The organism is Shewanella sedimentimangrovi (genome assembly GCF_017354965.1).
Taxonomy (GTDB): Bacteria; Pseudomonadota; Gammaproteobacteria; order Enterobacterales; family Shewanellaceae; genus Shewanella; species Shewanella cyperi.
The window spans coordinates 795692-817025 of record NZ_CP071502.1; the positions used below are offsets into that span (position 1 = coordinate 795692).

Annotated in this window: 14 protein-coding genes; 4 read left to right on the forward strand and 10 right to left on the reverse strand. The window is 59.1% G+C overall.

Going from position 1 to position 21334, the window contains the following annotated elements; all coding sequences use genetic code 11:
- Positions 1-894: 894 nt before the first annotated feature.
- From pepN to JYB85_RS03280, 6 genes are all read right to left on the reverse strand, one after another.
- Positions 895-3522, reverse strand: coding sequence for an aminopeptidase N (gene pepN, locus JYB85_RS03255; protein WP_207381042.1), 2628 nt, complete (start codon positions 3520-3522; stop codon positions 895-897).
- 90 nt (positions 3523-3612) lie between these two features.
- Positions 3613-4632 (reverse strand): sensor domain-containing diguanylate cyclase, encoded by a 1020-nt coding sequence (locus tag JYB85_RS03260; RefSeq protein ID WP_207381043.1) that lies wholly within the window; start codon positions 4630-4632, stop codon positions 3613-3615.
- 129 nt (positions 4633-4761) lie between these two features.
- Entirely contained in the window at positions 4762-5895 is a 1134-nt protein-coding gene (locus JYB85_RS03265; protein ID WP_207381044.1) for a lipocalin-like domain-containing protein, read from the reverse strand.
- Complete coding sequence (locus JYB85_RS03270; RefSeq protein WP_207381045.1) at positions 5895-8459, reverse strand: FtsX-like permease family protein; 2565 nt, start codon at positions 8457-8459, stop codon at positions 5895-5897. Before JYB85_RS03270 ends, JYB85_RS03265 begins: the two co-directional genes overlap by 1 nt.
- Positions 8452-9183 carry an ABC transporter ATP-binding protein gene (locus JYB85_RS03275; protein WP_207381046.1) on the reverse strand — a complete coding sequence of 244 codons (732 nt, stop codon included), beginning with the start codon at positions 9181-9183 and terminating at the stop codon, positions 8452-8454. Before JYB85_RS03275 ends, JYB85_RS03270 begins: the two co-directional genes overlap by 8 nt.
- A gap of 57 nt (positions 9184-9240) precedes the next feature.
- Positions 9241-10128, reverse strand: coding sequence for a LysR substrate-binding domain-containing protein (locus JYB85_RS03280; protein ID WP_207381047.1), 888 nt, complete (start codon positions 10126-10128; stop codon positions 9241-9243).
- A 548-nt stretch (positions 10129-10676) separates the two neighbouring features.
- On the opposite strand from JYB85_RS03280, the gene tnpA reads away from it, so the two are divergent.
- Positions 10677-11123, forward strand: a complete 447-nt coding sequence (gene tnpA, locus JYB85_RS03285; RefSeq protein ID WP_207381940.1) for an IS200/IS605 family transposase — start codon at positions 10677-10679, stop codon at positions 11121-11123.
- An 84-nt stretch (positions 11124-11207) separates the two neighbouring features.
- Here tnpA and ygfZ read toward each other — a convergent pair whose 3' ends face one another.
- Together ygfZ and serA are read right to left on the reverse strand one after the other, a co-directional pair.
- A complete protein-coding gene (gene ygfZ, locus JYB85_RS03290) occupies positions 11208-12170 on the reverse strand; it encodes a tRNA-modifying protein YgfZ (protein ID WP_207381048.1) in 963 nt (320 codons plus the stop codon).
- Between the two features lie 140 nt (positions 12171-12310).
- Positions 12311-13540, reverse strand: a complete 1230-nt coding sequence (serA, locus tag JYB85_RS03295; protein ID WP_207381049.1) for a phosphoglycerate dehydrogenase — start codon at positions 13538-13540, stop codon at positions 12311-12313.
- Between the two features lie 162 nt (positions 13541-13702).
- Here serA and JYB85_RS03300 point away from each other — a divergent pair, with 162 nt between their 5' ends.
- The 3 genes from JYB85_RS03300 to exeM all read left to right on the forward strand — a co-directional run bounded on the left by JYB85_RS03300 (position 13703) and on the right by exeM (position 18230).
- The gene (locus JYB85_RS03300; protein WP_207381050.1) at positions 13703-14302 is read left to right on the forward strand and encodes a DUF2238 domain-containing protein; all 600 of its coding nucleotides are present in this window, start codon (positions 13703-13705) and stop codon (positions 14300-14302) included.
- A 252-nt stretch (positions 14303-14554) separates the two neighbouring features.
- Positions 14555-15214, forward strand: coding sequence for a helix-turn-helix transcriptional regulator (locus JYB85_RS03305; RefSeq protein WP_207381051.1), 660 nt, complete (start codon positions 14555-14557; stop codon positions 15212-15214).
- A gap of 400 nt (positions 15215-15614) precedes the next feature.
- Positions 15615-18230 (forward strand): extracellular exonuclease ExeM, encoded by a 2616-nt coding sequence (exeM, locus tag JYB85_RS03310; protein ID WP_207381052.1) that lies wholly within the window; start codon positions 15615-15617, stop codon positions 18228-18230.
- Between the two features lie 124 nt (positions 18231-18354).
- Here exeM and pntB read toward each other — a convergent pair whose 3' ends face one another.
- Positions 18355-19797, reverse strand: coding sequence for a Re/Si-specific NAD(P)(+) transhydrogenase subunit beta (gene pntB / locus JYB85_RS03315; protein ID WP_207381053.1), 1443 nt, complete (start codon positions 19795-19797; stop codon positions 18355-18357).
- 11 nt (positions 19798-19808) lie between these two features.
- Complete coding sequence (locus JYB85_RS03320) at positions 19809-21332, reverse strand: Re/Si-specific NAD(P)(+) transhydrogenase subunit alpha (RefSeq protein ID WP_207381054.1); 1524 nt, start codon at positions 21330-21332, stop codon at positions 19809-19811.
- Positions 21333-21334: the final 2 nt, after the last annotated feature.

Here is a 21334-nt window from a genome sequence, read left to right on the forward strand (position 1 = left end):
GCGACTTCCCTGTCGCCGATGGTCACTGGTGCAGCAGTGCCTAAGTGGGTGTTCCACTCCGGCCAATAAGGAACTGGCTAAGAATTTCGAAGATGTAACATAAGGCCTAAAGATTGCGCCCGCATCTTCCCCCCTTCGGAGCCGCCGAGGATGATGAGCTTGGGCGCGTAGCCGAGGTAGGGATACCGAGGCTGCTTCTGTCGAGCAGGGCGAGTGTCGCGTAGCGACGTGCCCACGAGCGCGAGGCAGGGAGTCGAGCTGGATTGGATTTACATGGATGTAAATCCTAGAGTCCGAAGCTGTAGCATGACCAAGCTCAAGAGGCCGAGGGGCGGTCGGCTCCGGTTGGGGGAATCCTTTGGGTTGCAAGGGGCTTTGGATGAGCAAAGCCCCTTGCCCGGGTGTGGGCTGGAGGCCCACGACTTTCTGCCGCTGGCACAGCGGCTATCTTGTGATAGTTGTGCCGCGTTCGGCAATGGGCGCAATAAATCCCCGCGTGGCGGCCAGAGGCCTTCGGGGAACGCTAATGAGGTGAAACTGTTCACCTCATTGTCTGACGACACGCTTTTCCCCCTGCGGTGGGCTCTCGCGCTGCTACCCCAGTGACACGGCGACTCTTGGTTTAAAAAGAAGTGTCCCTGGAGCCTCTCCTTGCCATCTGCTGACCAAGGATGGTCGAATGTCGCGAACACATGGCCTGTTTTGTTCCATACAAAACAGGCATTCCCTCCATCCATGGAGGTCAGATGTGATTGAGCGACCATGGCTCGGACGGTCACTGGTGCAGCAATGCCTAATTAGGGTGTAAATCGCCACCATTAAAAAAGCCACTTCCTTTTGGAGGTGGCTTTTTTGTTGGGGAAGGGGAAAGGGGCTGACCTCAGCCCCGGGTCCTCAACCTTGGGGTAAGCGCCGCCTGATCATCAGGCAGCGCTCTTCTTGCTGACGGGTTTCCAGCAGCGCCCGGCGCAGGCCGCTGGACAGCTTGTTTTGGCTGTCGAGCACTTGGCTCAACTGATCTATACCTTCGCGGCTGCACTGGGTCGGGATCAGCTGCACATAGCTGCGCATAAACACCGGGCCGCGCTTGTCCATTTCAGTCAGCTGGGCCAGGCGCTCGTCGGCGCTGGCCTGGCTCAGCAGTTGCTGCTCCGGCGGGTACAGGGCGCCCATGGCGGGCCTGAGCTTGGGGAAGGGCTCGCTGCCGAGGTGAATTTTCTGCAGCCAGCGGCGCTTGACGGCGGCCTCCGGGCGCTGGGCCTCGGCGCTGATGGCGGCCTTTTGGCCGGCATCTGAGGGATCCTTCGCCAGCTCATCCCGGATCAGGGCGGCGCTGTCGGGGGCATCGAGGCGATTGAGGCGGGCGATAATGGCCCAGCGCAGATCCTGGTCCAGTGTCAGCCCGAGAATGCTGGCGCGGCCCTCCAGCAGCTGGCGCAGATGCTCGCTGGCGTCCTTGCCATAGGCCAGTTCAATCCAGGCCTCGAACCAGCGACGCTGCAGATCATGCTGGCCCTTGCTCTCCATGGTTTTGCGCAGGCTCATTTGCGACAGGGCCAGCAGGGCGTTGCGGCTGTAGTTTCCATCGTCCTTGGCGGCTTGCAGATAGTCGGCGGACTTCAGCAGGCTGGAGATGATCTGGGCCGACAGCTGTTCATCCTGCTCCGCCGGGGCGTTGACCAGGGCGGTGGCTATGTATTGATCCAGACCCAGCTGGCCGTCATTGACGCTGTCCCACAGGCTTTGCCACAGCATGGCCCGCAACATGGGATCCTCAACCTTGCCCAGGGCCTGTTTGGCAGTGGCAAAGGAGCGCTCATCGAGCACCACCTTGACGAAGCCCCAGTCACCGTAGTTGGGATAGACCAGATCCGGGCAGGGCAGGCCCTCCAGGGCCGGCACCCGGGTGCGTTCGCCCTTGTAGGTGACCTGCTGCAACTGGGTGCGTTCCAGCTCGTGGCGGTTAGCCTGGAACAGCGCCACCTGCACCTTTTGCTCCCTGAGTGTGGGCAGGTCAGCGGGGGCGCTCTGGGTCAGGCTGAAAAAGCTGATTTTGCCGGCTTCACACACCAGTTCGGTTTTGAGGTTGTTGACCCCGGCGCTGTAGAGCCAGTCGCGGGTCCATTGGCTCAGGTCGCGACCTGCGGCCTGGCCCAGGCTGGCAATAAAATCATCCAGGGTGGCATTTTGCCAGGCATAGGTTTGCAGATACTGGGACACGCCGCGGCGGAAGGTCTCTTCCCCCAGCAGGTGACGCAGCTGTTTCAGCACAGAGGCGCCTTTTTGGTAGGTGATGGCGTCTATGTTGTCGAAGGCATTGGCCGTGGTGGCCACCGGCACCTCTATGGGGTGGGTGGTCACCAGGCTGTCCTGCTCATAGGCGCGCTGTTTGCCCTTGGCATAGAAGCTTTGCCAGGCGTGCTTGAACTCCGTTGACTCGGCCAGGGCCAGGGTGCCCATGAAGGAGGCGAAGCTTTCGTTCAGCCACAGGCCGTTCCACCATTTCATGGTGACCAGATCGCCAAACCACTGGTGGGCCATCTCGTGCATGATCACCCCGGCGAGACTCTGCTTTTGGGCACTGCTCATGGCCGAACTCGACAGGAAGTGGCCCTCGGCGAAGGTGATGGCTCCGGCGTTTTCCATTGCGCCGTAGAGGAAGTCGGGCACCAGCAGTTGATCGTACTTGCCAAAGGGATAGGCAATGCCGAAGTAATCATCGAAAAATTTGAGCCCGGCGCTGGTGTAGCTGAACCAATCCTCGGGATTGACCTGGGCCGCCACCGACTGACGGGCAAACAGGCGCATGGGGTAGGGGCCGCGGTTATCTTCCCAAACCTGATAAGGACCTGCGTGCATGGAGAAGTTGTAGGGGCTGAGTTTCGGCGTGGCCGGGAAGTGCCAGCGGCGGCGCTCACCCTGATCTTCAATCTGCTGCTCGCGGGTGGCACTGACCACCTGCCAGTCGGCGGGGGCCGTGACCGTCAGTTGGTAGCTGGCCTTGAGATCCGGCTGGTCAAACAGGGCAAACATCTGCTGGGCTGCCGCCGGTTCGAAATGGGAGTAGAGATACACCTTGCCATCGACCGGATCGACAAAGCGGTGCAGGCCCTCGCCATTGGTGCTGTGCTTGCGGCTGAACTGCACCTCAATGCTGTTCTCGCCCTTGCTGAGCAGCTTGCCGCTGATCTCGAAATAGCTGCCGTTGTACTTGGGATACAACTTGTGGCCATTGATGCTGAAGCTTTTGACTTGGGCCTGATTGAGATCCAGGGTCAGATCGCCCGAGGTATCGGTAAGCTCAAACAAGACCTTGCTGGTGGCATTGAAGCTTTCCGCGCCCGTGAGGTTAAAATCCAACTCATAGCGGACATTGCTGATGCGCGCCGCACGCTCGGCGGCCTGACCGGCGCTGATAAAGGCACTGCCATCGCGCTTGGCGGGATCTGAATGTGGGGTCACGGCACAGGAAAACAGGTTGCCAAGTGCCAGCGCCAGCACGGCAGTCTTAAACAGCTTCACGTTGGGGATCCTTGAGTTGGGGATTATTTTTTGGCGCTTACACTACCCCAAGCCAAGGGGCTTTGCCAGCCCCTTGCCATCGCAGTGGCCTCAGCTGTTGAGGGCGACATTCAGGCCGCCCCCCGGCAGCGGCCGTGAGATGTTCTTTATCTGATACATGCGGTTGTCGGCCGTATCCATCAGGCTGTTGATATCCAGGCCATCGCCGGGGAAGAAGGCCACCCCTATGCTGGCCCTGAGCTGATGGCTTTCCCCCTCGAAATTGAAAGGTTGGGCAATGGCCTGTTGCAGGCGCTCCAAAACCGAATGGATCTCATGATCCTGGGCAAGAGGAGTAAGCAGTATGCCGAATTCGTCACCGCCGAGGCGCGCCACTGTGTCCGTGGTGCGGGCGGCGGCCTGCAATCTGTGGGCAAATTCTATCAATATGGCGTCACCGGTTCTGTGGCCAAAATTGTCGTTGATGGCCTTGAGACCGTCCATGTCCACCATAAAGATGGCGGCGGGCCGGGGTGGGGTGCGGCTGTTGCGGGTGAGTTGTCTGAGCCTGTCCATAAACACCGAGCGGTTGGCGAGGTCGGTCATGCTGTCATGGGTGGCGCGAAAATAGAGATCGCTCTCATGGTACTCGCTGGCATGGTACATGGCGGCGCCTATCACGTCGGACAGCATGCCCAGCAGCTCTATGTCGGAGTGACTGAAATGCCTGGGCGTGGCCGAATAGGCCTTGATAACCCCGACATTGCGGCCCTCGTGATTCAGCGGCATCACCAGCATGGAGCAGACCCCGACCTTGCGGCAGGCCTCGCGATCGACCCTGTCGTCGGTTTCGCTGTCGCTGCACATCAGTATTTCACCGGTGCGGACGCTGAGGCCGGAGAAACTGCTGTCGAGCGCCAGCCTCAGTCCCAGATGCTTGCTGGCGCTACCGGCGGCGGCTCTGTAAACCATCTCGTCACCTTCCACCAATTCGACCACGGCGCCGTCCGAGTTGATCAGTGACAGGACGGATTCCACCACGCAGTCCATGACGTTTGCCAATTCAAATCCCTGTTTGGCGAGTGCAGATTGGATCCCGATAATCTGCAATAGCTGGGCTTTGCTTGGCATGGGAGCCTCGCTTCGAGAATGCCATTGCTAAAGTGTGTACCGGGACGGCGGCGAACTCAACCCGACATGCCTGTTGAATCAGCAGCCCACTTGGATCTGCGCCCCACTTGGATGAGAAACCCAAGTGCATCAGTGGCCGCGGTAGCCCGTCAGCTCCATATAGCCCTGGCCGCTGACTTTCTCACCCCGTGCCTTGCCCTCCAGCTGCACAGGTCCTTCCCAGTAGGGCAGGCTGAGGGCCATTTCGGCGTCGGGGTTGAGGGGACTGAGGCTCAGGGTCAGGTCGTATTGGGGCAGCTTGAGACGCCAGCGCAGTGGCCTGTCTCCCCTGTGCTCCAACTCGGTCAGGTCTATGTTCGTCAAGGTCTCGCCGTGGCCATCGGGCCACATGCGCCGACCACTGATATAGAAGCTGCCATCCCGGCTTCGCAGGCGAAACAGCATCAGCGCCGAGCCGTCATCCAGGTGCAGGCCGAACCAGTCCCAGCCCTGCTGCTCCGGGCCAAGGAAATTACTGCTCCACTCCCGGTCCAGCCAGCCCTGGCCGCTTACCTCTTGCCAGCTGCCGTCCTTGCCGCTGCGGACCTGGCCCTCAATATGGATAAAGGGCTGGGAATAGTAATAGGAGGCCAGTTCGCCGTCGGCCTGCTTGCGGCTGAAGCCGCCGTCGCCCTGCAATTGCAGCGGCGCCTGGGCCTTGAGTCTGAGCCGATATGCAAATTCCTCTGTGTCCACTTCCAGGGTGGCGGGCAAGGCCTCCTGACCGAGCCCCTGCCAGCGCCAGTTATCGAGGTAGACACTGAAAGGCGAGGCCGCAACACCGGCAAGGGCCGAGTGGCCCCGGGACCATTTCTCGGCGCTGCGATGAAAATCGCTCCGGGTCAGGGCCGCGTGGGCAAAATACAACTGCCCTGTGGCCCAAGAATTCGGGCTCCGGGAATCTGTGGCCCGGGGATCTGCCGGGTTGGGGGAGGCCGCTTGCTGTGGCGCCAGCGCCACCCGGAACTGGGTCCATTGCAGTCCCAAAGGCTCGCCCGTCACCGTTTGCAGGTTGGCGGTGAGATACCACCATTCCTGGCGAAAATCCTCGTGGGCCAGATGATCTTGGGGAAACGTCAGGGGGTGTCCGGGCTTGACTTCCGCAAAGCCCTGGCTGTCGCCGCCCATCAGGCTGCCCATGGAGGGCGCCTCCGGCGCAGGTTCGCAGCCGCTCAGTGCCGGCAGCATCAGGCAAATGGCTAAGGCTAAGAATGGGGCCCGCATCAGATATCCTCCCGTTGCAGGCCATAGACCAGGGGCCGGCGCGCCTGGCGATACAGGGGCCAGGCCAACGCCAGCGCCGCGGCCAGCAGGGCCGTCAGTACCGCCTTGGCGGCAGCAAGCCATTGCCATTCCATCACCAGGCTCCAGCCAAAGGACAAGAGGATCATCTTGTGGATCAGTACCCAGCCCAGCAGGGCCGCCACCGGCAGCGCCAACAGGGCGGTAATAAGCACCATAAGCAACATCTGGGCGGCACAGATAGCGAGGATCTCGCCGCGACTGAGGCCCAGGGCGTAAAGGCGGGCGAGGGCGGTTTCACGGGCGTTGCCGAGCATCGACAGGGCGGAGAACAGGCCCACGGCCGCAACCAACAGGGTCAGGCTGCCGAGCACGGCGGTGATATCAAAGGTGCGGCCGAACATGGCCAGGGCCCCGGCCTTGATGTCTTGCTGGCTGTAGATTTGGGCTTGGTTAAGGTGCAGCTGCCGGGCCAGTTCGGGTACCAGCCCGGCGGCATCGCAGTCACAATCCAGCGCCAGGCTGTAGGGTGTGGCTATCAGCCCCAGCCTGTGCCACAGGGCTTCGCTTATCAACAGCTGGTGCTGCTGATTGCCGTGATCGTAATAGATTCCGGCAATGGTGAGCCCGAACTCTTGGCCGGCCAGCTGCAGTCGCAGCACATCCCCAGGCGCCAGGCCCTGTGCCAGCGCCATGGGTTCATTGACCAGTACCAGGGCCTCGGTGTTTTGAGTCAAGGGACCGGGCTGAGGCAAGGGCTGGGGCAAGGCCTGGGCCAACATGGTCTGCCACAGCTCGTCGTCGGCTTGCTTGAGGGTGCTGGTGACCGCCAGCGATACCTTGTCCCGGGCCAGCAGCTCGACCGGCAGGCTCTTGTCACCGACTCTGACCGTCAGATCCGTAACCCATTGACGATAGACTTGTTTGACCCTGGGGTCAGCGCTCAGCTGCGTCATCACCTGCGCCATCTGGCTGCCGCCGGGCCTTAAGTAAATATCGGCGTGCAGGCGCTGCTCCAGCCAGCGGGTCAGGGTGGATTCAAAACTGCCCACCAGGGTGGCCATGGCGATTTTGGCGGACAGCGCCAAAAACAGCGCCATCATGGCCAGGGACATGGCGGGGGCCAGCTCGCTGCTCTCGGCGAGGGCATAGTGGGCACGTCCGCGGTATTTGAGCCGGGCGGCGAGCGCGCGGGGCAAACGGGCCAGCAGGGCCGGCAATAACAGCGGGGTGCTGATGGCCAACAGTCCCAGCAGCAACAGGCTTTGCATCGCCCCGCTGACAAAGGGAGCAAACAGCGCGGCCAGCACCAACAGGGCCACTGCCAGCTTGAGTTGCAGGCCATGAACCCGGCCGTGGTACCCCAGTTCGCTGCTCTGATGGCGGGAGTGGGACAAGGGAGCCCACAAGAGTCGGTAATAAAGGGGGCCGCAGGCCGCGAGACTGGCCACCGCCGTCAGCCCCAGAGCTTGCCACAGCCAGCTTGCCTGCCAGTGCCCCGGCAGCAGTCTGGCGCCGTAAACCTGCTCCAGGGTCAGGGCCACCAAGGGCTGCAAAAATTTGCTCAGTTGCAGTCCGATGACAAAGCCGAGAATCGAGCCCAGCAGCACCATCAACAGCAGCTCAAGTCCCAGCGCCGCCATCAGCTCCCGCCGCCTCAGGCCCAACTGCTGCAACTGCACCAACAGGGCGGTGCGTTTCATCAGGCTGTAGCGTACTCCGTTGTAGGCGATAAAGAGCCCGACCACGAAGGCCAGCAGGCTCATGGCCCTGAGGCTCAGGTGAAAACTGCCGGTAAGTTGCGTGAGGGCCTCGCCCCTGTCCTGCACATTGATGCTGACCTCGGCCTCGGTGATCCCATGCTGGGCCAGCGCTTGCTTAAGCTGCGTTTCTTCCCATGGGCCCAGCAAGACTATGGCAGACAGCCGCCCCGGCATATTCAGCAGACGCTGGGCCAGACCGATATCGGCCACTATGGTGCTGCCAAGGCCGAAATCTTCGTCCAGGGCCAGCACCTCCAGGGATCCACCGCTGAGCTTGAGGTGGCCATCGCCGGCCAGTTTTTCCGCCTGGCTGCGGCTCATCAGCAGCAATGGCTCACCGCCGAGCAGGCGGGCCAGGGGCAATCCCTGTGGCAGTCTTGAGTTGGAAGTCCCTCTTTCTGGGGCACTTAGCGTTCGCCCTGTGACCGCTGCCAGCAGATCCGTGCCGTGCAGGTATATGGGGGGGCCATTTTCCCTGGTCAATGGGCCCGAAAGTTCCGCCAGTACCGGGCCAAGTCCGGCCCGGCGCAGGCGGAAATACAGGGTTTCATCCAGAGTGGTGGCGCCAGCTGCCGGCAGCAGCAAAGCCCCGGCACGGCCCGACAGGGGTTCGGTGGCTTCGCGGTAGCTGCGCAGGGCATTGTCATTGATGGCCTTGACCCCGACGAGCAGGCATACTGCCAGCGCAATTCCCAGCAGTATGGCTCCGGCCTGCAGCGGCGAGCGGCGATAATGGCCGGCAAACACCCGCAGACAGCTGCGCAGGGGGGCCAGTTCAGCCATGGTCTGTTCCCTGTGCCTGGCTTGGGTCTGCGCTGCGGTATTCGCTGATGCGGCCACGGCTCAGATGCCAGCGTCGCTGCATAAAGCCGGCACAGGTTTCCGAGTGGGTGACCATAAGCACGGCCGTCTCGCCTTCCCGCGCCAGCTCACACAGCAGCGCCATTACCTCCAGCCCGGCTTGCTCATCGAGGTTGCCGGTGGGCTCGTCAGCCAGCAGCAGTTGCGGCCTGTGGGCCAGGGCCCGGGCTATGGCAACCCGCTGTTGCTGGCCGCCGGAGAGGCTGTCGACGGCACGGGATAACAAGGGATTCAGCCCCAGCCGGCCGCAGAGATGCTCACACCAGGCCGACCAGGGTTGGCGGTTGAGGGCGAGGGGAAAGCCAATATTGTCCCTGACATTGAGTGGAGTGAGCAGGTTGAATTGCTGGAATACCATGCCCAGTTGCTTGCGGCGAAATCCGGCCCAGTCGGCACTGGAAAAACCGCTGCTGGCGCGGCCCAGCAGGGACAAGCTGCCGCTATCCGGGCTGTCGAAGCCGGCGATAAGATTAAGCAGGGTGCTCTTGCCGCTGCCGCTTGGCCCGGTGAGGGCGACAGTATCCCCTTGGTGCAGCGTCAGGGTCACGCCATCGAGCACCCTGTGCTGTTCATGTCCATCGATAAAGCTTTTGCTTATTCCGTCCAGAGCGACTATCGGCTGCACCTTGAACCCATCCTTTTGCATTCGGCCCGAGCCTCCCAAGCATAACCCATTCACTGTCGGCTGGGCATGCCACTGTATTCAGCTGGCAAAGCGCTCAAGCAGCCAGTTTTCGAACAATTGGATCCGCGCCAGTCTGGGGGACTGGGGATCGTGCAGCAGGCTGTAGCGGATCCCCGATGGCAGCGCCAGATTGATGGGGTTGACCAGACTGCCGGCCTCGATAAAGGCGCGGGCCATGCGGCGCGAGCCCAGAAATACCCCGTGACCGGACAGGGCCGTGCTCAGGGCCATATCCAGGTTGCTGACACTGATCCATTTGAAATCACCGGGTTTCATGTCGATACCGGCACAGGCGAACCAGGCTGGCCAGTCGCGGCCCGTGGTCTGGGTGCTGTCGATAAGCCAGCAGTGCCGCAGCGCCGCGGCATTGGTCAGTTGACCATCGCGGCACAGTGCCGGTGAGCACAGGGGCACCAGCTCATCCTCGAGCAGGGTACGCTGGGAAAGCCCACTGTACTCGGTGAAGCCGTAACGTATGGCCACATCCATGCTGCCGTGGTGCAGATCTTCCATGGCCGTCGAGGCCCACACCTTCAGCTGCACCTCGGGATAGCGGCGGTTGAAGTCGCCGAGGGCCGGCGACAGCATCATGGTGGCGAAGGATTGGGTGGTGGTGATATTCAGCTCACCTTCAAGGGGTTCACATTTAAGCCGTTTCACCGCCTCGCCTATGGTGGTAAACCCCTGACCGAGTTGTTCCGCCAGCTGCTGGCACTTGGCCGTGGGCTGCATCTGTCGCCCCTGACGCACAAACAGCTTGATCCCGAGCCAGGCTTCCACCTGACGCACCTGCTGACTGATGGCGGCCTGGGTCACAAACAGCTCCGCCGCGGCCAGGGTATAGCTGCGATGGCGGGCGGCGGCTTCTATGGCCCTGAGGCTGTTGAGATGGTTCAATGGATTCATAAGTTCAACTTATAGTTCCTGTAAGGGAATATCGTTGGTTTATTGACCGGGGTCCGGAAATAATTATCACCATGGCAACCACAGAAGGAGTGGCTATCATGGCTGAATGTGTTCGCGTAACCAAGGTTGATTTTACTGATAATGCAGAAGCTTGTTCCGCAAGTCCAGCCCTGGGGCTGCTGGCGCGCTGGTGGTGGGGCTGGCTCAGGTTTTCCGCCCGGGCAGGGCTGGAGTATCAGTCAAGGTTGAAATAATACCTTCTTATGATGTGACGATTGAAACCTCGTGTTTGGCTGTTGATTTACCGTCATGGCACGGAGCCAGGGAGTACAGCAGGCTTGCGAGTCGGAGAAAGGAATTGGCTACTCCGCGGTTGGCCAGGAATAATCCTTACCGCAAATAAACAAGGCGCCCTTGGGCGCCTTATTATTGTCACCCTAAAACCACCTCCTATGGAGGTGGTGATCGTTCTGGTGGGGCTTTGCCCGGAGAATGCCCATGCTAAATACTCCCTCGGTTTGTTACCAGCAAATCAAGGAGTAAGTAGCATGAGCAGATATGAATCCGCGTCTCACGTATTCTATCGTTGTCAGTATCACCTCGTTTGGACACCCAAGTACAGGTACAAAATCCTGAAAGGTAATCTCGGCAGAGAGCTTTATCGAAGTATCTATGTTTACTGCAACATGAAGAAATGCAGAGTCGTGGAACTAAATGTTCAGGAAGATCATGTCCATCTAGTAGTCAGAACCCCACCCAGTCTAAGCGTGTCGGATTTAATGGGTTTTGTTAAAGGGAGAACCGCGATCAGGATGTTTGCCAAATTTCCTTATTTAAGAAAGCACAAGCTCTGGGGGAATCACTTCTGGCAACGGGGTTATTTTGTGGACTCAGTAGGAGCAAACGAAGACATAATCCGTAGATATGTACGGCACCAGGAAAAGACAGCCAAAGAAGAAGAGAAACGGCAAATAGCGTTAGGGTTGGAAGGTTAGTTTTTAAGCCCCCTTTTAGGGGGCTGTGTCAAAGCCACCTGCTATGCAGGTGGATTTTTACTTCGAGTTTGCAGCGTTGCCGCGTTAGGCCTGCTCAAGGCTGTAGGGCAGGGGCAGGGGACGCAGCTCGGCACCGAGGTCGTCCGCCAGGCGCAGCAGGGCATCGGCCGGGGTGTCGTTGGCCAGCACGGCCGTCAGCAGCACCTGGTTGTCGCGCTGTACCACTTCTATGATGTTACCCGCCTTGCGATGGCCCCCTTCAACGGCGATTTCCAGGGTGCTCTCCAGGCGCACCTTGGTGGCTGCCGTGCCCGACAGCACGTACAGGGCGCGCTTGTTGCCACCGCGGTAATGGGTGCGGGCCACGGTTTCCTGGCCCATGTAGCAGCCCTTGGTAAAGCTGATGCCATCCAGCGCCTGCAGGTTGCACATCTGCGGTATGTACTCGTTGGCATGGTTGGCCGCCAGGTTGGGGTAACCATCGCGGATCTCCAGCGCCTGCCAGGCACTGGCGTCATAGAGAGGCTGACCGCTGCCGGCCATCAGAGCCTCGGCATCGGCCTTGGGCAATACCAGGATGTAGCGCGCCTTGTCCCGGATGACGGCACCCTGTTCCAGGGCGGTCAGGGCCGCGTCACAGGGGCCGAATTTGGCTTCGACAAAGGCCTTGGCCTCGCTGCCCATCACTCCGAGCAGGGTCCAATCGCCACTGGCATCCACCAGTTCGGCCTTGCTGAACACGGCGTATTTCTTCAGTTGTGGCAGGTCGATTTCCAGGGCGCTGCGGGGCATCATCAGCGCCAGGGCATCGCCCAGGGAAAAGGCGCGGAAACTGGCCAGCATGCGACCCTTGGGATCGCAATGGGCACCCCAGCACCAGGCGTCGTTGGCCAGGGAGCTGATGTCGGCGGTCACCTGACCGTGAATAAAGCTGCGGCCCTGCTCGCCGCTGATGCGGATAAGCCCCAGGTGGTTAAGCAGGCACAGCCCCAGGGCTGGGCCCTGGCTGTCCAGTGACCATTGGGGTTGGGATACTGTGAAGGTCATTGCGGATTCCTTTGGAAAAAACGGCAAGTATGCCCGGATTGTAGCGGATTAAGCGTCTGACATTAAAGGGGCAGAAGCAAAGAGCGGCGGCAAAAACAAAAGGGGCACCATAGGCGCCCCTTTTAACCATGCCCCGCTTATCAGTACAACAGGCGGGTACGGATTGTGCCTTCGATGGCCTTCATCTGCTCCAGGGCCTCTTCGGCCTGGTGAGTGTCCACTTCCATCACCACGTAACCTATGTCGGCGGTGGTTTGCAGGTACTGGGCCGAGATGTTGATGCTCTTCTCGGCGAAGGCCTGGTTAATCTTGATCAGAATACCGGGGCGGTTTTTATGTATATGCAGCAGACGCGAGGTGCCCTTGTGCAGTGGCAGGGAAACCTCGGGGAAGTTGACCGCAGACACTGTACTGCCGTTGTCCGAGTACTTGGCCAGCTTGCCGGCCACTTCGATACCTATGTTTTCCTGGGCTTCTTCTGTGCTGCCACCCACGTGCGGGGTGAGGATCACATTGTCGAGGCCGCGCAGGGGGCTGATGAATTCGTCGGTGTTGGACTTGGGCTCCACCGGGAACACGTCGATGGCGGCACCGGCCAGATGCTCTTCCTTGAGGGCGGCGGTCAGGGCATCAATGTCGACCACGGTACCGCGGGAAGCGTTGATCAAAATGCTGCCCTTGCGCATGGCGGCCAGCTCTTCGGGGCCGATCATGTTCTTGGTCTGTGGGGTCTCGGGTACGTGCAGGCTGACCACGTCGGCCTGGGCCAGCAGTTGCTCCATGGAGTGTATTTGCTGGGCATTACCCAGCGGCAGCTTGTCTTCGATATCGAAGAACACCACCCGCATACCCAGGGTTTCCGCCAGGATCCCCAGTTGGGTACCTATGTGGCCATAGCCAATCACACCCAGGGTCTTGCCGCGCACTTCGAAGCTGCCGTTGGCGCTCTTGAGCCAGCCACCGCGGTGGGCCAGGGCGTTACGCTGGGGTATGCCGCGCATCAGCATAATGATCTCACCCAGTACCAGCTCGGCAACGCTGCGGGTGTTGGAGAAGGGGGCGTTGAACACAGGGACACCGGCCAGTTCGGCGGCCTTAAGGTCCACCTGGTTGGTACCGATACAGAAGCAGCCTATGCCCACCAGTTTCTCGGCCCTGGCCAGCACTTCGGCGCTCAGGTGGGTGCGGGAGCGGATCCCGACAAAGTGGGCATCTTTAATCGAAGCGATCAGCTCATCCTCCGCCAGGGAGGCCTTGTGATACTCGATATTGGTGTAACCTGCGCGCTCGAATACATTCACCGCAGACTGGTGGACGCCTTCCAACAACAGGATCTTGATTTTATCCTTGTCCAGCGAGTGTTTCGCCATCTGTTGATACCCTCTTCGTTTTAGGAATTATGCTTATGCTATGTGCTATGCTGACTGCCAACTGCCAGCACAAATTAGCATTTTTTTAACCTGCTGTGGAGGGCTGGACGGCTAAAGTGTTTATTCCAATTTTAGAACAATATCGTATAAGAGGTCCGTTCTTTGTATAAACCCTTAATATGGCTGGGCAGCTACCTGGCAATCCTGCTCTGGTCCGTTTACCAACCCCACGATGGTTTTACCTGGTTTTTAGAGGCGGTACCTGCACTCGTCGCCCTGCCGCTGCTGGCCCTGACCCGCAAACGCTTTCCCCTGACGCCCCTGGCCTATGTGTTGGTGTTGCTGCACTGCAGCATATTGTTTGTGGGTGCCCACTATACCTATGCCGAGGTGCCGCTGTTTGACAGCCTGGCCCAGTGGATGGGGAGCGAGCGCAACAATTACGACAAGCTGGGGCACCTGGCCCAGGGCTTTGTCCCCGTGATACTGGCGCGGGAAATCATGCTGCGAAAGCAAGCGGTGAAACCCGGGGCCTGGTGTCATTTCCTGTGTCTGTGTTTTGTGTTGGCCCTGTCGGCCTTCTATGAACTTATCGAATGGTGGGTGGCGGTGGCCACCGGGGACAGTGCCGAGGCGTTTCTCGGCACCCAGGGTTATGTCTGGGACACCCAGTCCGACATGCTGATGGCGCTGCTCGGCGGCATGCTGGCATTGCTGCTGTTTAACCGTATGCATGACCGTCAGTTGCAAAAAATTACCTAATATTATCAATTGCTTCTATTGTGACAGTTCAAATAAAATCCAACTAGTGATTGTGATTCAACGGCTTAGCCTTTGGGCGTTTTTCAAGCTTGTCAGAATCATACTTTGGACTGATGGAGTTATGCTTTGCCGGCAGCACAATCTAGCCCGAGTAACAGCATTAACTATAAAGGCCAGAACATGGAATGTTGGCCACAGAATTACCTGAGTAATGCCACAAAACCATAAGAGACTTTTCAGGGAGAAAAGCAGATGAGTAACATCAATGAGCTAATTTTTGTTCATCAGGTCGCAGCCCCTTGCCATCTGGCCATGCTGGCCGAGTCCATAGGTTTGAAGACCCGGGTGGTACGTCATGCCGCTGAGCTGGAGCCCAGCGGTAATCCCAACGCGTTTTATCTGATAGCCCAAAAAGGGTCGGCACTGGATAACCAGGGCATTCCCTTGCTGGCCAGTCGCCTGGTTCAGCATGTACCCGTGGCCCTGTATCACGTGGACCGTGGTGCCCTGGAGCCCGAGGCCGCCCTCTTGATGGGGATCCGTGGCCTGCTGTATGCGGATCAGCGCCTCGACCTTATGCTCACCGGGCTGCGCAAGATGGTGGCCGATGAGCTGTGGTTCGAGCGGCCGCTGATCAGCAAGGTGTTCCGGCAGTTGGTTAAAAAGCTCGATAGCCGCGAATCCCAGACCCACGACAGCCTGGCGGCGCTGCAGTCCCTTACCAATCGCGAGCGCACCATAATCCAGTTGGTGTCCAGCGGTGCCCGCAACAGGGAAATCGCCGACAATCTGTGTATCAGCGAGCACACGGTCAAGGCCCATATTTCCTCGATTTTCAAAAAAACCGAATCCCGTAACAGGGTAGAGTTATTGCGCTGGGCCCAGAATCACCAGCAATATTTCAGTCTCTGATTTAATCGCATTGTGTACCATGAAATCGACAAATTCATGGTGCACAATGCTATTTAAATACCGTATTTAATTCCGTTATTTGTTGATTAAAATACCGGCGTTTGAATTTGCCCGTGTGAATCTAATTTACCGTGCTGGATATATTCAGTCGGCTATTAAGATCATATCGCGTCTTGGCTGTTTTCTGCTTAATTTATGTTTTTATTGGTTTTCATCTTTAAGTCTTGATTTGACTGTTCTTTTATCTGTAAAAAAGATCATATTTATCCGTGTGTTATACGCTTTAATTCCATTGATGAACTGTGATCTTTCCCCTTCTTTTAGTTGATTATCTTTGGGACAATCCCGCCGCTCGTTAATAAAGAATAACGACAATATTATAAATACAGGGGTTGAAAATATGGATAATGTTAACAAGCTGACAGCCATAGCGCTGGCAGTGGCTTCGGCTTTGCCTGTGATGGCCAATGCCGATGTATTGATCACCGAATATGTCGAAGGCAGTTCCAATAACAAGGCCATCGAACTTTATAACAGCGGCGACGCCGCCGTGGATCTGACCGGCTATAAGCTGGTGCGCTACAAAGACGGCGCCACAGATCCACTGGACATGGTGCAGCTGGACGGCCAAAGCCTGGCGCCCAAGGCCATCAAGGTCATCACGCACCCGAGCGCGGCCATCACCTTGCCCGCCGGTACCGACTCAATGACAGGGGAGCTCTACTTCAACGGTGGTGACGCCGTGGGTCTGCTCAAAGACGGCGCCGTGGTGGATCTGGTGGGCGCGGTACCTACCCCCCTGGATTGGGGCAAGGACATCACCCTGGTCCGCAAGAGCACGGCCCTGAGCGCCAGCACCAGTTTCAATGCCGCCGACTGGGACAGCTTACCCAATGACAGCTTTGCGGGTCTGGGCAGCCTCGAAGGTGCCACCGCCCCTGAAGTGCCGGCATTCAGCTGCGCCGGTGCCAAACTGACCCCCATCTATGATATCCAGGGCGCAGGCGCTTCCAGCCCCCTGGTGCCCGAAGGCAAGTTTGAGTCCGACAACGAAGTCACGGTTCGCGGTGTGGTCAGTGCCCGCGGTGAAAGCCTGTTCAAGGGCTTCTACCTGACCGACGTCAAGGGCGACAACTCACCCTACACCTCTGACGGTATCTTTGTATTCCTGGGTGAAGCCGCGCCGGAAGCCATTCAGCCGGGCGTTGAGGTGTGTGTTCAGGGTAAGGTGAAGGAATACTTCGGCCTGACCCAGCTGGACATCAAGGCCGACAAGAAATTTGAACTGGGCGCCGCCGGTGATGTTCCTGCGGCCGTGCCTTTCTATGTGGCCGATGGCGAAGGACTGGAGCAAGCGCTGGAGCGCTATGAGGGCATGAAGGTGGTACTGGATGCCGGCAGTGACATCAAGGTCAGCCGCACCTTCAGCTACGACTATGCCGCCCGTCGCAACAACATCATGCTGTCCCACAAGGCGCCGCTGATGAAGCCGACCCAGGTTTACCCCGCCCTGTCCGAAGAGGCCATGGCGCTGGAAAAAGCCAACCGCGCCAATGAGCTGTTCCTGGAATCCGACTATAAGGCGGCCAACGGCGTGGTGCCTTATATGCCGGACTTCAATGCCGAAACCGGTTATATCCGGGTGGGCGATCAACTGACCCACCTGGAAGGCATGGTGGGTTACAGCTACAACGAGTACCGCCTGGTGGCCACCAATACCATCAGCGCCGGTGACATACTGCGTGGCGACGATCGCACCCAGGCCCCAAGTGTTGCCACCAAGGGTGATATCCGGGTCGCCAGCTTCAACGTGCTCAACTTCTTCAACGACGTGGTAGGCGGCGATACCAACCCGACGGGCAGTAACCGCGGTGCCCTGACCGAAGAAGAAATGCTGTTGCAACGCACCAAGATAGTCAGCGCCATCAGTGCCATGAATGCCGATATCGTTGGCCTGATGGAAATCGGCAACAACGGTTTTGGTGAGCTGAGCGCCATCCGCAACCTGGTGGAAGCTCTGAACGCGCAGCAGGATACCAGCAACCAATACAGCTTTGTGGAAATCACCGATGCCGACAAATATGACGGCAAGTATTTCGCTGAAGATGCCATTACCGTGGGCATGCTGTACCGCGCGTCTGTGGTGACCCCCGAGGGGGATGCCTTTGTGATTGCCACCCCGGAGCAGCACGCAGCTGCCGGTGTCGCCAGCCGCCAGAGTGGTGAGACAGTGGAAACCAGTCCTGCCCAGGACAAGTACCAACGTCACAGCCTGGGACAGCGCTTCAAGATCCACGATGCCTCCCTGACCGTGGTGGTAAACCACCTCAAGTCCAAGGGCTCGGGCTGTCTGGAAGACTGGCTGAACTTTGAAGACAAGGTCGATCCCGCCCACCTGCAGGGCAAGTGCAACGACTTCCGCGTCTCCGCCGCCAAGGTGATCGGTGAGGCCCTGAAGGATGTGGACGGCGACCTGCTGGTGATAGGCGATCTCAATGCCTACGGTCTGGAAGATCCTGTGCGGGTGCTGACCGACTATGATGCGGCGAACTCGGATCGCGCCATCAAGACCGCATCCTGGACCACGCTCAATGGCAAGGTGTACGAGCGTGAGGGCTCAGTGGTTGAAAAGGGTTATGGCCTGATCAACCTCAACACCCTGGCTCACGGCGCCGATACCTATTCCTACAGCTACAACGGTGAGCTTGGCAATCTGGACCACGCCCTGGCCAACGCCAGCCTGGCCAAGCGTCTGGTGGACATAGAGGATTGGCACATCAACTCGGTTGAATCCAACCTGTTTGAATACGGCAAGAAATTCACCGGCGAGCTGGCCAAATCCGAGAACGCCTTCTCGGCCTCGGATCACGATCCTGTGATTGTGGCCCTGAGTTACCCGGCCCCGGTTGACCCAGTCACCCCCGAGCCCGTGGCACCAGCAGACAAGGGCGGTGCCCTCGGCGGTCTGGCCCTGGCCATGCTGTCACTGCTGGGACTGCGTCGCCGCGTGCGCTGATCCCGTTTGCTTGACCAAAACGCCCTGCATTGCAGGGCGTTTTTATTTTTGCCCTTTGGCTTTGCTACTATAGACAGGGCAATAAAAAGGGAGCCCTTGGGCTCCCTTTTTAACTTTCATTGGCTTACAGGGCCTTCAGGATGGCCTCAACGCTGGCCTTGGCATCGCCAAACAGCATCTGGGTGTTGTCCTTGAAGAACAGCGGATTCTGCACCCCGGCGTAGCCGGTATTCATGGAGCGTTTGAAGCCGATAACTGTATGGGCCTTCCACACTTCCAGCACAGGCATACCGGCGATGGGGCTGCCCGGATCTTCCATGGCAGCCGGGTTGACCGTGTCGTTGGCGCCAATCACCAGCACAGTGTCGGTCTCTTCGAAATCCTCGTTGATCTCGTCCATCTCCAGCACTATGTCATAGGGCACCTTGGCTTCCGCCAGCAACACGTTCATGTGCCCCGGCAGGCGACCGGCCACCGGGTGGATACCAAAGCGTACCTTGACCCCGAGATTACGCAGCTTCTGGGTGATCTCCGCCACAGGATACTGGGCCTGGGCCACCGCCATGCCGTAGCCTGGGGTGATGATCACCGAGCTTGAGCCCTTGAGCAGCTCGGCCACTTCCTCGGCATTGGTCTCGCGGTATTCGCCCATTTCTTCACTGCTGCCGGAACTGCTGCTGTCGCTGCCAAAGCCGCCGGCAATCACAGAAATGAAGGAGCGGTTCATGGCCTTACACATGATGTAGGACAGGATGGCACCCGAGCTGCCCACCAAAGCGCCGGTGACAATCAGCAGATCGTTGGACAGCATAAAGCCCGCCGCAGCCGCCGCCCAGCCCGAGTAGGAGTTGAGCATGGACACCACCACCGGCATGTCGGCGCCGCCTATGCTGGCCACCAGGTGCCAGCCGAAGGCAAAGGCGATAAGGGTCATGATCATCAGCGGCCAGAAGGTGCCGCCCACATTGACAAACTGCAGCATCAGACCTATGGACACCAGGGCCGCCAGCAGATTCAGCTTATGGCGGTGTGGCAGCATCAAAGGTTTGGAGGAGATGATGCCGCGCAGCTTGCCAAAGGCCACCACTGAGCCGGTAAAGGTCACGGCGCCGATAAAGACCCCGAGGAAGACTTCAACCAGGTGGATATTGAGCAGGGCGCCATCGAGGCTGTGCTTGCCGAGGTTGGCGAAGGCTTCAATTTCATGCTTGCCGAAAAGTTCGTTCACCGCCTGGGGATGCAGGTCGATAAAGCTGCTCCAGCCCACCAACACGGCTGCCATACCCACGAAACTGTGCAATATGGCCACCAGTTCCGGCATCTCGGTCATTTCCACCTTGAGCGCCAGACGCACGCCGATGGCGCCGCCTATGACCATGGCGAGAATGATCCATTCGACCCCGGCGGTATTCGGGTTGAATATGGTGGCGGCCAGCGCCAGCCCCATACCTATGATGCCGAACAGGTTACCGTGTTTGGCGCTTTCTTGTTTGGACAGACCCGCCAGGCTCAAAATAAAGCACACGGCGGCAATAATATAGGCTGCTGTTACCAGTCCTTGAGACACGATAAACCCCCTTAATCCTTACGGAACATCTTCAGCATGCGCTGAGTGACGGTGAAACCGCCGAAGATGTTGATACTGGCAATGAGCACGGCAATAAAGGCCAGCGCGGTAATGAGCGTTGAGCCCTGACCTATCTGCAATAGGGCGCCGACCACGATAATGCCGGAGATGGCATTGGTGACCGACATCAGCGGTGTGTGCAGCGCATGGGTCACGTTCCACACCACGTAGTAGCCCACCACGCAGGCGAGTACGAATACGGTAAAGTGGGACAGAAACTCCGGCGGCGCCACCGAGGCAACCGCGCCGAAACCGGCGATGCCGAGGGCGGCGAGGACAAACTTGAGCTTGGACGGCTTGGCCTCGGCCTTCTTGTGGGGCTCCTTGGCAGCAGGTTTCGCCGGTGCCGCGGACACAGAGATTGGCGGTGGCGGGAAGCTGATTTCACCGGCCTTGATCACCGACATGTTGCGCAGCACTACGTCGTCATAGTCGAGTACGGCATTGCCATCTTTTTCTTTGCACACCAGCTTCATCAGGTTCACCAGGTTGGTGCCGTAGAGCTGGGAAGACTGGGCCGGCAGGCGGCCGGGCAGGTCGGTATAACCTATGACCTTGACGCCGTTGTCGGTGACAAAGAGTTCACCGGGTTTGGTGTATTCGCAGTTACCGCCGGTGGCCGCCGCCATGTCGACAATCACAGAGCCGCTCTTCATGCTGTCCACCATTTCCTTGGTGATGAGACGCGGCGCGGGTTTCCCCGGGATCAGGGCGGTGGTGATTATGATGTCCACTTCCTTGGCCTGCTGGGCAAACAGCTCCATTTCGGCCTTGATAAATTCGTCCGACATCACCTTGGCATAGCCGTCGGCGGAGGAGCCGTCTTCGCCACCGAAATCCAGCTTGAGGAATTCGCCCCCCATGGATTCAATCTGCTCCGCCACTTCCAGGCGGGTATCGAAGGCGCGCACTATGGCACCAAGGGAACCGGCTGTGCCAATGGCGGCCAGACCGGCCACACCTGCACCTATCACCAGCACCTTGGCCGGTGGTACCTTACCTGCGGCGGTGATTTGGCCGGTAAAGAAACGGCCGAATTCGTGGGCGGCTTCCACCACGGCGCGGTAACCACCAATGTTGGCCATGGAAGACAGGGCATCGAGGGCCTGGGCCCGGGAAATGCGCGGTACCATGTCCATGGCCAGCACATTGATGTTGCGGCTGGACAGCTGGCTCAGCAGTTCGGGATTCTGGGCCGGCCAAATAAAGCTGACCAGAGTGGCGCCATCTTTGACCTTGGCGATTTCCTGCTCCGTCGGCGCGTTGACCTTGAAAATCAGGTCGGCCTGCCAGACATCATCCAGCACCTTGGCGCCGGCGGCCTCAAAGGCGGCATCGCCGAAGCTGGCCAGCTTGCCGGCGCCTCGCTCTACCACCACTTCAAAGCCGAGTTTCCTCAGTTGCTCGACCGTTGCCGGGGTCGCAGCGACCCGGGTCTCGGCGGCGAGACTTTCTCTCGGTATTCCAATCTGCATGA

Bases quoted from the DNA above. Each gene is read 5' to 3' on its own strand.
- JYB85_RS03260 (WP_207381043.1), bottom strand. From the start codon at position 4,632: ATGCCAAGCAAAGCCCAGCTATTGCAGATTATCGGGATCCAATCTGCA.
- JYB85_RS03265 (WP_207381044.1), bottom strand. From the start codon at position 5,895: ATGCGGGCCCCATTCTTAGCCTTAGCCATTTGCCTGATGCTGCCGGCA.
- JYB85_RS03270 (WP_207381045.1), bottom strand. From the start codon at position 8,459: ATGGCTGAACTGGCCCCCCTGCGCAGCTGTCTGCGGGTGTTTGCCGGC.
- JYB85_RS03275 (WP_207381046.1), bottom strand. From the start codon at position 9,183: ATGCAAAAGGATGGGTTCAAGGTGCAGCCGATAGTCGCTCTGGACGGA.
- JYB85_RS03280 (WP_207381047.1), bottom strand. From the start codon at position 10,128: ATGAATCCATTGAACCATCTCAACAGCCTCAGGGCCATAGAAGCCGCC.
- tnpA (WP_207381940.1), top strand. From the start codon at position 10,677: ATGAGCAGATATGAATCCGCGTCTCACGTATTCTATCGTTGTCAGTAT.
- ygfZ (WP_207381048.1), bottom strand. From the start codon at position 12,170: ATGACCTTCACAGTATCCCAACCCCAATGGTCACTGGACAGCCAGGGC.
- serA (WP_207381049.1), bottom strand. From the start codon at position 13,540: ATGGCGAAACACTCGCTGGACAAGGATAAAATCAAGATCCTGTTGTTG.
- JYB85_RS03305 (WP_207381051.1), top strand. From the start codon at position 14,555: ATGAGTAACATCAATGAGCTAATTTTTGTTCATCAGGTCGCAGCCCCT.
- exeM (WP_207381052.1), top strand. From the start codon at position 15,615: ATGGATAATGTTAACAAGCTGACAGCCATAGCGCTGGCAGTGGCTTCG.
- JYB85_RS03320 (WP_207381054.1), bottom strand. From the start codon at position 21,332: ATGCAGATTGGAATACCGAGAGAAAGTCTCGCCGCCGAGACCCGGGTC.